The following is a 12472-nucleotide window of genomic DNA, read 5'->3' as shown; positions in this document are numbered from 1 at the left end:
ATACTGAAAAACATAGCGTTCTGAAGCTTTTTGACAAAATCAGGGCTATTTTTAATCTTAATCTTTATGACGTTCGTTATCTTGTTTGATAACATCTGCTACCAAATTAGACATTTGCATACCTTTAATTAGCGATTCATCATAAAAGAATTTGATTTCGGGAATGATTCGTAAACGCATCGCTTTACCAATTAAAGTTCGAATATAACCTTTAGCATCATTAAGTACTGCTAAACCTTGTTCAATCACCTGTGGATCATCATCATTTAAAAAAGTGACAAACACTTTGGCATACGAAAGATCGCGCGAGATATCAACACCCGAAACTGTGACCATACCGAGCCGAGGATCTTTAATTTCACGTTGTAAGATAATTGCAATTTCTTTTTGCAATTCATGTCCAACTCTAGATGAACGATTAAATGCTTTTGCCATATCTATGTTCCTTAAAATATGAATAAGCAAGGGTTAAACCTTGCTTATAAACTTATTACATGAAATTCGTAATGGCTAAATTGTACGTTTGATTTCGATAGTTTCAAATACTTCAATTGCATCCCCAACACGAACATCATTGTAGTTACGCACACCAATACCACACTCCATACCGTTACGAACTTCGTTAACATCATCTTTAAAGCGACGTAATGATTCAAGTTCGCCTTCATAGATAACCACATTATCACGTAGAACACGAATTGGGTTATGACGTTTAACCACACCTTCAGTAACCATACAACCAGCAATTGCGCCAAATTTAGGTGATTTAAAGACATCACGTACTTCAGCAAGACCAATTATTTCTTGTTTGTATTCTGGTGCCAGCATACCACTCATTGCTTGTTTAACTTCATCAATTAAGTCATAAATAACAGAATAATAACGAAGATCAAGGTTCTCTGTTTCAACTACTTTGCGGGCCGAAGCATCAGCACGTACGTTAAAACCTAAAATAATGGCATTTGATGCTGCCGCAAGCGATGCATCAGTTTCGGTAATGCCGCCTACTCCTGAACCAATAATTTTAACCTTAACTTCATCAGTTGACAGTTTAAATAATGAGTCAGAAATCGCTTCAACTGAACCTTGAACATCTGCTTTTAAGACAATATTAAGTTCAGAAACGTCACCTTCTGTCATATTAGTAAACATGTTTTCAAGTTTCGCTTTTTGTTGACGAGCTAGTTTTACATCACGGAATTTACCTTGGCGATAAAGGGCAACTTCGCGTGCTTTCTTCTCATCACGCACAACGGTGGCTTCGTCACCTGCTGATGGCACACCAGACAAACCGAGGATTTCAACCGGTATTGATGGTCCCGCTTCTGTCACTTCTTTTCCAAGTTCATTACGCATTGCCCGAATTCGCCCATATTCAAATCCACAAAGAACGATGTCACCTTTACGTAACGTACCTGATTGCACTAACACTGTCGCAACTGAGCCACGTCCTTTATCAAGGAATGATTCAATAACCACACCACTTGCCATTCCAGTTTCGTATGCGGTAAGTTCAAGCACTTCTGCTTGTAATAAAATTGCTTCAAGTAGTTGATCAATACCCGTTCCCGATTTTGCTGAAACATGAACAAACTGCGTATCGCCCCCCCAATCTTCTGACATCACGCCATATTGAGCAAGTTCGCCTTTAACGCGCTCTGGATCTGCTTCTGGTTTGTCAATTTTATTTACCGCAACTACCATCGGCACATTTGCCGCTTTAGCATGTTGAATCGCTTCAATGGTTTGTGGCATCACACCATCATCAGCGGCGACAACAAGGACTACAATGTCCGTTGCTTTAGCACCACGAGCACGCATTGAGGTAAATGCCGCATGCCCCGGAGTATCTAAAAAGGTAATTTCACCACTTGCCGTTTTAACATGATAAGCACCAATGTGCTGAGTAATACCGCCTGCTTCGCCTGAAGCTACTTTTGCTTTACGAATATAGTCAAGCAATGAGGTTTTACCATGGTCTACGTGCCCCATAATAGTAACTACAGGCGCACGAGAGACTTTTTCAGCCCCAGTATCACGATCACTCATCAGTGATTCTTCTAGCTCATTTTCACGACGAAGTACCACTTTATGCCCCATTTCTTCGGCAACAAGTTGTGCTGTTTCCTGATCGATAACTTGGTTGATCGTTGCCATCGCCCCCATCTTCATCATGGTTTTGATTACTTCTGATCCTTTTACAGCCATTTTATTTGCTAATTCGGCAACAGTAATAGTTTCGCCAATAACAACATCACGGTTAACTGCTTGAGCTGGTTTGTTAAAGCCCTGCTGCAACGCACTTTTTCCTTTCTTTTTATGATTACCACGGGTTGCCGCACGCGCTTCTTCCCGTTCTGCTTTTCCTTCAGATAGCTTACTGTTTTTTTTCTGTTTGGTTTGTTTGGCATTGCGACCACGACCGCGCGCACCTTCAACTTCACGATCAGTATCATCTTCTGCAGCTCTGGCATATTTCGATGTTGTAACATGATAATCATCATCATCATTGTTATTATCGATTTCAACTGCATCACTGTATTTTTCAGCTAATTTACGCGCCTCTTCGGCCATACGTTTAGCCTCTTCTTCAAGTTTACGACGATTTTCTTCTTCGGCTTTACGTTTAATTTCATTAGCTTCTGCTTCTAAGCGTGCTTTCTCTTCTTGCGCTTTTTTCACTTTTGGATCTGTCTTTTGCTCCTGAACCGCTTTAACGGCTTGTTTAGCTTTATCTTCTTGGGCTCTTTTTTTTGCCTCATCTTCACGCTTTTTGGCTTCCTGAGCGGCTAATTTCTCTTTTTCTTCTGCCTCTTGGCGTGCTTTCAATTCAGCTTCTTGTTTCGCTTTTTGTTCAGCTTCTAAACGTGCTTTTTCAAGTTCAGCAGGATCTTGTTTAACAATAGTCCGTTTTTTTCGGACTTCAACTTTAATCTCTTTACTTTTGCCACCCCCGCTTGACACATTCAATGTTGAGTGCGTTTTGCGTTGTAATGTTAATTTTGTCGGGCCTTGCTGAGGATTTAAATGCGCAAGCAAAGCTTCTTTTTCCTTTTGAGTAACAGTATCAGATGCGGTTTTCTTAATACCAGCATCGGCAAACTGTTGCAAAAGTGTTTGCACTGGAGTGTTGATTTCTTGAGCCAGTGTTTCTATTGATACTTTGGTCATGTATTGCTTTCCCTCAATTATTCATTTGCAAACCAACAAATATTACGTGCAGCCATAATAAAATCGCCAGCTTGTTTACTTGTTAAACTGTCTATCCCCACTAGATCATCAGTACCTTGTTCAGCTAAATCTTCCAAAGTAATTACATCATGTTGTGCTAATTGATAGGCTAACTCTTGTGTCATTCCTGGTAGATTTAATAAATCTTGGGCTGGTCGTTTATCGCCACTATTTGCTAATGCTATTGTTGTTAACGCATCTTTAGCTCGATTTCTTAACGCTTCAACCAAATCTTCATCAAGATCTTCAATTTCAAGCAACTCATCAACAGGCACATAAGCAAGCTCTTCTAAAGAAGTAAAGCCTTCTTCAACCAATAACTTTGCTAATTCCTCATCAATATCAAGATGCTTCATTAGATTATTGATTGCAGCAAAAGACTCTGCATGATGTTTTTCTTGCAAGTCTTCGGTGCTCATAACATTTAAAGTCCAACCTGTAAGCTGAGATGCTAAACGGATATTTTGTCCATTTCTACCAATCGCTTGCGGTAAGGTTTCAGCATTAACCGCTACATCCATGGTATGTTTGTCTTCATCAACAACAATGGAAACAACATCTGCTGGCGCCATGGCATTAATAACGTATTGTGCTGGGTTATCGTCCCATAAAACTATATCGATGCGCTCGCCACCAAACTCATTGGATACGGCTTGAACACGTGCACCACGCATTCCCACACAAGCACCAACGGGATCAATACGGCGGTCATTACTGCTTACCGCAATTTTAGCACGCGAACCAGGATCGCGAGCTACCCCCTTAATGTCAATCGTCTCTTCGCCAATTTCAGGCACTTCAATACGAAATAGCTCTTCCATCATTTCAGGGTTTGAACGACTGAGGCAAAGTTGCGCAGGTTTATTATCTTGTTCAATAAGATATAAAATGCCTCGAACACGATCACCGATGCGAAAGTTTTCACGTGGTAACATATCATGGCGTGACATCATTGCATCAGCATTATTGCCTAAATCAAGAATCACACTATCACGATTCGTTTTTTTGACGATTCCTGTCACAATATCGCCGAGACGATTTCTAAACATGTCAATCACCATGGCACGCTCCGCTTCGCGGACTTTTTGCACGATCACTTGTTTTGCGGTTTGCGTAGTAATACGATCAAAGGCAACAGATTCAATTTGTTCTTGAACATAATCACCAATTTTTACGTTTGAATCTTCGTATTGTGCAGCATCTATTGTCATTTCTTTGGTTGGTTGGGTTACTTCATTAACAACTAACCAACGTCGGAACGTATCGTAATCACCTGTTTTATGGTCTATTTTTACGATAACGTCAATATCAACAGCGTGTTTCTTTTTAGTGGCCGTTGCTAATGCCGTTTCTAGTGCTTCGAAAATTTTGTCGCGCGTAAGCGCTTTTTCGTTTGATACAGCTTCAACAACAGCTAAAATTTCTTTATTCATCCTTTTACATCCGTACTCTATTTAAGGTTAAAATTAGGTACAATATTTGCTTTTTGTACATTACTAAAAGCAAACACTTCATCATTATCATCGACAGTTAATGTAACCATTTCACCGTCGATAGACTTAATTCGTCCTTTCCATTTGCGACGGTTAGCAACAGGAATACGTAGACTCACTGTGACTTCTTCGCCGATAAAACGCTGGTAATGTTCAAGCGTAAATAACGGCCTGTCCATTCCTGGCGATGAAACTTCAAGATTGTAAGCATCTTTGATAGGGTCTTCAACATCAAGAACTGCACTGATTTGTCGGCTAACATCAGCACAATCATCAACCGTTATACCATTTTCACTATCGATATAGACTCGTAGTATAGGGTAACGACCACGACTATATTCAACCCCGACTAATTCAAAACCAAGTGCATTAACTGGTTCTTGGATAATGCCGGTTAATTGTTGTTCTATATTAGCCAAACAAACCTCCACTGCAGAAAATAAAAAAGGGCATAAAGCCCAACATTTTTTAAACTTACGTTTAAATGATAACACGAAAAAAAACCTCGACATGCGAGGCTTACATTTAAATACTAACTATAATGAAGCCACTTGTTTCGAACTTTCATAAATAAAAAAGGGTAGATTGGTTTATGAATGAAAATTTAAGTGGTTGCGGGGGCTGGATTTGAACCAACGACCTTCGGGTTATGAGCCCGACGAGCTACCAAGCTGCTCCACCCCGCGATAGATGAATGAGAATTATACGGCATTTTAAATAAAATGCAACCGCAAATCACACTGGTTTTATAAGTAAACTTAAAGTTATTTAAAATATGTTACACATCAATTTTAATATACATACCACTTAACTTAAGCATAACTGTTTAACTCATATTGGCACAATAATTTCATTTTCAAGTCTATTATTGTGCCCACTATTTAGTACTATAAAGTAATATAAATTACTTGCTAGTTGCCTGTTTCATTGATTGAACAAATTTGGCTAATTGGCTAAGCATTTGTTCGGGATTGTCGAAGTTTTTCTCAATAATTTTTACTGTTGCCGATCCGCTAATTGCCCCAACTGCACCGGATTTAATCGCTTCGCTAACTTGAGTTGGTTCTGAAATACCAAACCCTTGTAACGCAGGTGGAGCGCCAAACTCAATTAATTTCTTTATCAGATGGGTAAGCGGTTTGTTAGCTCGATTTTCAGCACCAGTAACACCTGCTCGTGATACCAAATAAGTATAACCTTTACCTTGCTTAGCAATACTTTGAATGACTTTATCATCAGCATTAGGTGGGCAAATAAAAATTGGCGCTATATTGTATTTTTTTGCGGCCACTGTAAATTCTTGTGCATATTGAGCTGGCAAATCAGCAATCAATACTGAATCAACTCCCGCTTTGGCACACTTGGCATAAAATTCGTCGATACCATTTTTGAAAACTAAATTAGCATAAATAAGTAATCCTATTGGAATATTGGTGTATTGTGCTCTGACATTGGTTAAAATTTCAAAACACTTTTCAACTGTTATTCCTGCTTTAAATGCCCGAATATTGGCATTTTGAATAGTTGGACCATCGGCCATCGGATCTGAAAATGGGATCCCAAGCTCTAGTGCATCAGCGCCAGATTCAATTAAAGTTTGAATGATTTTAAATGACAGTTCTGGCGTTGGGTCACCGACTGGAACAAAAGGAACAAAAGCGCCTCGTTTTTCGGCTGTTAATGTTGCAAACAGTTTTTGATAACGGCTCATTCGATTTCTCCTTTTGCTTTTAAAATATCATAAACGGTAAAGATATCTTTATCGCCACGCCCTGACAGGTTAACTATTAGTAGCTGTTCTTTAGTTGGATTTTCTTTTATCATTTTCATAGCATAAGCTAATGCATGCGATGATTCTAACGCAGGAATAATACCTTCATGTCGTGATAACGCTTTAAATGCATCAAGCGCTTCATCATCAGTAATTGACACATAATCAGCTCGACCAATACTATCTAAATACGCATGCTGTGGACCAACTGATGGAAAATCTAACCCTGCCGATATTGAATAAGATTCTTCAATTTGTCCTTCTTCCGTTTGCATCATCGGCGATTTCATACCGAAATAGATGCCAAGCTTACCATGTTTTAGCGAAGCTCCATGTTTGCCACTTTCAATCCCATGACCTCCTGGCTCTACACCAATTAATTTGACGGATTTATCATCAATAAAATTAGCAAACATACCAATTGCGTTTGAACCACCACCAACACATGCAATTACTGCATCAGGCAAACGTCCTTCTTTTTCAAGGATTTGTTGTTTAGCTTCACGGCTGATCATCTGTTGAAATTCACGTACAATTGTTGGAAAAGGATGCGGACCAGCTGCAGTACCTAACATATAATGCGCTTTCTCATAACTGCCAGACCAATCGCGTAATGCCTCGTTACACGCATCTTTTAATGTTGCTGAACCCGTTTCAACTGGGATGACTGTTGCGCCCATCAGTCGCATTCTAAATACGTTAGGTGCTTGGCGTTTAACATCTTTGGCACCCATGTAAATTCGGCATTTTAAGCCAAGTAGTGCGCAGGCTAAAGCTGAAGCAACTCCATGTTGCCCTGCACCTGTTTCGGCTATAATTTCAGTTTTACCCATTCTTTTAGCAAGCAATGCTTGTCCTAAAACTTGGTTAGTTTTGTGCGCACCACCATGCACTAAATCTTCTCGTTTTAAGTAAAGCTTGGTTTTGGTGCCTGCCGTTAGATTTTTACATAAAGTTAATGCTGTTGGTCTACCAGCATAGTTAACTAATAAGTCGTTAAACTCTTTCTGAAAGTTTGGATCGTTGACTGCAGAGATAAAAGCATCTTCAAGTTGTTCAAGCACTGGCATTAATATTTGAGGAACATATTGCCCACCAAATTCGCCAAAGTAAGGATTTAACTTAGACATAACTATTCCTTTTTTTTAAATAAAAATTAAATTTGTTCAAATACAGCTTGGATTTTTTGTTTATCTTTAATTCCTGGCGATATTTCAACACCAGAGTTTAGATCAACACCTATCACTCCTGTTGCTAAAGCTGACTTTATATTTTTTGAGTTAATTCCCCCAGCTAAAATGACATTATTTAAATTGTGATTAGATAGCATTGTCCAATCAAAACATTTACCTGTACCACCACCGCCGTTATCAAACAGATAACGTGAGATTAAGGGATTATTATGTTTAGGGATGGTGCTACCAATACTTAATGCTTTCCAAATTTGGCAAGTTCTGGGTAATTCTTGTCGCAACGTTTCGATATAGTTTTCATCTTCATTTCCATGAAGTTGGACAGCATACAAGGATAACTGTTTTGTTATTTGAACTACTGTTTCGATCTCTTCATTTCGAAATACACCAACCCAATTAAGTGGTGCTGCAACAATAACTGTTCGAGCCCTAATTGGCTGTATATAACGCGCTGAATTTGTAACAAAAATCAAACCACCATAGACTGCACCAGCTTGATAAGCACTAACAGCATCTTCGGTTCGAGTTAAGCCACAGACTTTATTTTCGCCTAACATCACCTTACGAATTGCCAAAGTTAAATTTGGTTCAGACATTAACGCACTGCCAATTAAGAATCCATCTGCAAAACAACTGAGTTCTTTAACCTGATTGTGAGTATAAATACCTGATTCACTAATAATAATGCGATCGTTAGGAATTGATTTGGCTAAGACTTTTACCCGATTTAGATCAACCGTTAGATCCCTTAAGTTACGATTATTAATACCGATTACTTTCGCCCCCAGTTGGATGGCTCTTTCAACTTCATTTTCAGTACTAGCTTCTGTCAATATACCCATATTGAGCTTATGAGCAATGTTACTTAGATGACGATATTCATCATCCGTTAATACAGATAGCATTAATAGTACTGCGTCTGCTTGATAATAACGCGCTAAATAGATCTGATATTCATCAATAATAAAGTCCTTACAAAGTACTGGTTGTGTGACTTGATTACGAACTGTGGGTAAAAATTCAAAGCTACCTTGAAAATATTTTTCATCAGTCAATACTGAAACTACTGAAGCATAATCTTTATAAACTTTAGCAATAGAGGCTGGATCAAAATCATCCCGAATCAATCCTTTTGATGGCGACGCTTTTTTACACTCTAAAATAAAAACCGTTTTAGGTTGATTTAACGCTTGATAAAAATTGCGATCACTAGGGAATATCGCTGATTTAAAGGTATTAATTGGCTTTACTGCTAACTGCTCAGTTAACCATGTTTGTTTATCTTCAATGATTTTTTTCAATACTGTTGCCATTTCAACATTTTTTTCTAATGCTGCAATTGCCATATTATTCTCCACTTATTATCTTGCTGCTAGTTGTTGTAATAATGCATAAGGTTTACCACTTTGCATCATTTCAATTGCCCGTTGTGCATTTTGTTTTAAATTTGACTCGCCAAATAAGCTCATTAACATCGCAACATTAGCGGCAATTGCTGATTGGTGTGCTGGTTTTCCGTAACCTTGTAAAATGGCAATTAACATATCACGATTCTGCTCAGGTGTACCCCCTTCAATATCTTTTAAGGTAAATGTTGGCAAGCCAAAATCGTCAGGTTTAAGCGTAAAATAACGAATTTCACCATCTTTAACTTCAGCAACGTCAGTTTTACCATGAATAGCAACTTCGTCCATTCCTGCACCATGCACCACATAAGCATGTTTATAATTAAGCATTTTTAATGTTTCAGCAATCGGTTGGATCAAATCTGGATGATACACGCCTAATAAAATACGTTTAGGACGAGATGGATTAATCAATGGCCCTAACACATTAAAAATGGTCCGAGTTTTTAATTGTTGGCGTATTGGTGCTGCATGGCGAAAACCTGAATGATATTGCTGGGCAAATAAAAAGCACACGCCAAGTTCATCTAATGCCTGACGAGATGTTTGTGCTGACATATTTAATTTAATGCCTAAGGCAGAAAGCACATCGGAAGAGCCTGATTTACTTGATACACCACGATTACCATGTTTAGCCACTTTATAACCTAATGCTGCAGCCACAAAAGCACTAGCTGTTGAAATGTTAATGCTATTGGTGCCATCACCCCCAGTACCAACAATATCAGTAAAATCATAATCTGGAGAATCAAAAAGATCGGCATTCTCAAGCAATGCTAAAGCTGCCCCTGCTATTTCATCCGGTTTTTCACCACGAACTTTCATACTAATTATTGCGGTAGCCAATACAGTTGGTTCAATCTTACCTTGGATAATTAAACTAAATAGTATTTTACTTTCCTCTTGTGTAAGGGATTGCCCTAAATATAATTTATTAACAATAGGTTGAATATTGTACTCTTGCTTATCAACAATAGCCTCCTGTTTTGGCTTATCTTGTTTTTGAGGAGGATTTAGTGCCCATTTAATAGTTTGTTCTAATAATTCTGCACCTTGAATAGTTAATATTGATTCTGGATGAAATTGAAAACCGCAAACCCGATCCTCATCATTACGAACTGCCATGACAATATTATTGCAAAGCGCATTGATGGTTAGTGTTTTTGGAATATTTTCACCTTTTAAAGAGTGATAACGAGCGACCGGTAGCGGATTCGGTAATCCTTTAAACATCGCTTGCTCATCATGCTCAATTAAAGATGCCTTACCATGCAAAATATCGCCAGCCGGCACAATACTGCCACCATAAGATTCAACAATCGCTTGATGACCAAGGCAGATACCAATAATAGGCAATTTACCTTTTAAACGTTTTAACAGTTCTGGCATACATCCAGCGTCACTTGGTGCTCCTGGACCTGGTGATAACATTAAAATAGGGTTTTGCATTTGTGACAATTTTTCAATAATTACATTTGCAGGTATAGTATTTCGATAAATCGTCACACAATGCTTACTATTACGTAATTGATCGACCAAGTTATAAGTAAAAGAATCAATATTATCAATAAATAAGATATTAGCCATTAGAATACACCTTCTACATTATGCGCTGCCATGATAGCTCGAATTACTGCACGTGCTTTATTACGTGATTCATCAGATTCTGATTGTGGCTTTGAATCTAGCACCACACCACTACCCGCTTGTACTGTCGCTATGCCATCTTCGACATAGGCACTACGAATCACAATACAGGTATCAAGATCGCCATTCGCAGTAAAATAGCCAACAGCACCACCATAGCTACCACGTTTAACTTTTTCTGATTCAGCAATTAATTGCATCGCACGAACTTTGGGTGCTCCTGTTAATGTTCCCATATTCATAGTGGCTTGATAAGCATGGAGCGCATCTAAATCACTTCGTAACTGCCCAACCACACGTGAAACTAAATGCATCACAAAAGAGTAACGATCCACTTTTAACAAATCTTTGGTATAACGGGTACCGGGTTTACAGATACGCGCTAAATCGTTGCGTGCTAAATCAACTAACATTAAGTGTTCGGCTAGTTCTTTTTTATCGGTGCGCATTTCAAGTTCTAACCTACTATCTAAATCAAAATCAATTTCACCATTTGTAGTTAATCCACGTGGACGAGTACCGGCAATTGGGTAGATTTCAACTTGATTAGTTGCTTTAGTATACTTAAGTGCACTTTCAGGTGAGGCGCCAAATAACACAAAATCACTATCTTGCATATAAAACATGTAAGGGCTTGGATTATTGTTTTTTAATATCTGATAAGCCGATAATGGCTCAGGGCAAGGCAATTTAAAACGCCGTGAAGGTACTGCTTGAAAAATCTCCCCCTGCTCAATTGCATCTTGCATTTTTTTGATAACTGTATTGAAATCATCATCACTTTTATTACATGTCACATCGATATTAGCAAGGGACTGAGTATGAATGGCTTTCATTGGGCTATTTAATGTTGCTTGTAAATTAGCTAACCGTTGTGTTAAGCGCTCAGTTTCTTTTAAATCAGAAGTGAAAACCGTCGTTTTTAAAATGGATTTATGATCTTTATGATTTATTTCTAATATTGTTTCAGCTAAATAAAAACAGAAATCTTGACAACGCTGCTCTGTAGGTAAATTAGGTAAGTTTTCAAACCCAGCTACAAGATCGTAACAAAATAGCCCACCAACAAAAATCGCATCTTGACCACATTGTTCAGGGGTATCTACTATAGTCAATAGTGTGCGTAATGCATCAAAAACTGATAGTGACTTTAATCTTGAATCTTCATCTTGCATACTATCAATAGAAGGAAATACCAATTTAAGTGTTTGTTCATCCACTTGTACATTATCTAACTTGTCTGTAAAAGCCTGTTGTAATAAAGGTAATAGCTTTTCACCATTTGTAGTCAATGCTTTAAAAGTCACTTCATTATTTATTGCCGAAATACGTAATGCACTATCGACAATCATGACACTTTTAATTCCTTGCTTATTATCAATTTCGGCTGATTCTAGTAACAACGTTGCCGGTTTATTATCACACAATTGATAAAACACTTGAGTTGGATCTTGATAATAACCTATCGTCTTGGTTATCTGAGTTAATATTGGCTTATTCATTGTTTGCTCTCTACATTTAAATTTTTATTTAGACTGATTCGTTTAACATCCAGAAACTAAAAAACCCGCATAAAGCGGGTTTTGTAAAAAAACAATATATCATCACATCACCCACAAAAAGTAATGCACCACCAACCAAAACTAGTGAATTGACGAGTAATAAAATGTAAATATTGTGCTATCATCATTTTTATCGGTTTAAAATAAATTATGTACTATTAAACTAGTT

The 12472-nt window shown here is 38.0% G+C and carries 9 protein-coding genes and 1 tRNA gene; all 10 read right to left on the bottom strand.

The window, feature by feature from the left end; genetic code table 11:
- Positions 1-57: 57 nt before the first annotated feature.
- The 10 genes from rbfA to A9G36_RS09260 all read right to left on the bottom strand — a co-directional run bounded on the left by rbfA (position 58) and on the right by A9G36_RS09260 (position 12243).
- The gene (gene rbfA / locus A9G36_RS09305) at positions 58-435 is read right to left on the bottom strand and encodes a 30S ribosome-binding factor RbfA (protein ID WP_034943701.1); all 378 of its coding nucleotides are present in this window, start codon (positions 433-435) and stop codon (positions 58-60) included.
- Between the two features lie 75 nt (positions 436-510).
- On the bottom strand, positions 511-3171 hold the full coding sequence (gene infB / locus A9G36_RS09300) for a translation initiation factor IF-2 (protein ID WP_034943702.1): 2661 nt from the start codon (positions 3169-3171) through the stop codon (positions 511-513).
- A gap of 17 nt (positions 3172-3188) precedes the next feature.
- Entirely contained in the window at positions 3189-4664 is a 1476-nt protein-coding gene (gene nusA / locus A9G36_RS09295) for a transcription termination factor NusA (protein WP_065569387.1), read from the bottom strand.
- Between the two features lie 17 nt (positions 4665-4681).
- A complete protein-coding gene (gene rimP, locus A9G36_RS09290; RefSeq protein ID WP_034944727.1) occupies positions 4682-5143 on the bottom strand; it encodes a ribosome maturation factor RimP in 462 nt (153 codons plus the stop codon).
- A 190-nt stretch (positions 5144-5333) separates the two neighbouring features.
- A tRNA-Met gene (locus A9G36_RS09285) sits at positions 5334-5410 on the bottom strand.
- A gap of 218 nt (positions 5411-5628) precedes the next feature.
- A complete protein-coding gene (gene trpA / locus A9G36_RS09280; protein ID WP_065569388.1) occupies positions 5629-6435 on the bottom strand; it encodes a tryptophan synthase subunit alpha in 807 nt (268 codons plus the stop codon).
- A complete protein-coding gene (gene trpB / locus A9G36_RS09275; protein WP_034943712.1) occupies positions 6432-7625 on the bottom strand; it encodes a tryptophan synthase subunit beta in 1194 nt (397 codons plus the stop codon). Before trpB ends, trpA begins: the two co-directional genes overlap by 4 nt.
- 26 nt (positions 7626-7651) lie before the next feature.
- Positions 7652-9034: a bifunctional indole-3-glycerol-phosphate synthase TrpC/phosphoribosylanthranilate isomerase TrpF gene (gene trpCF, locus A9G36_RS09270; RefSeq protein WP_065585655.1), complete on the bottom strand. Its 1383-nt coding sequence runs from the start codon at positions 9032-9034 to the stop codon at positions 7652-7654.
- Positions 9035-9049: 15 nt separating this feature from the next.
- Complete coding sequence (trpD, locus tag A9G36_RS09265) at positions 9050-10681, bottom strand: bifunctional anthranilate synthase glutamate amidotransferase component TrpG/anthranilate phosphoribosyltransferase TrpD (protein ID WP_065569390.1); 1632 nt, start codon at positions 10679-10681, stop codon at positions 9050-9052.
- Positions 10681-12243: an anthranilate synthase component 1 gene (locus A9G36_RS09260; RefSeq protein ID WP_065585654.1), complete on the bottom strand. Its 1563-nt coding sequence runs from the start codon at positions 12241-12243 to the stop codon at positions 10681-10683. Before A9G36_RS09260 ends, trpD begins: the two co-directional genes overlap by 1 nt.
- Positions 12244-12472 lie beyond the last annotated feature (229 nt).

The organism is Gilliamella sp. Choc6-1 (assembly GCF_001690385.1).
Taxonomy (GTDB): domain Bacteria; phylum Pseudomonadota; class Gammaproteobacteria; order Enterobacterales; family Orbaceae; genus Gilliamella; species Gilliamella apicola_A.
Note: the sequence above shows the minus strand (reverse complement) of the source record. Positions and strands in the feature narration are given on the sequence as shown.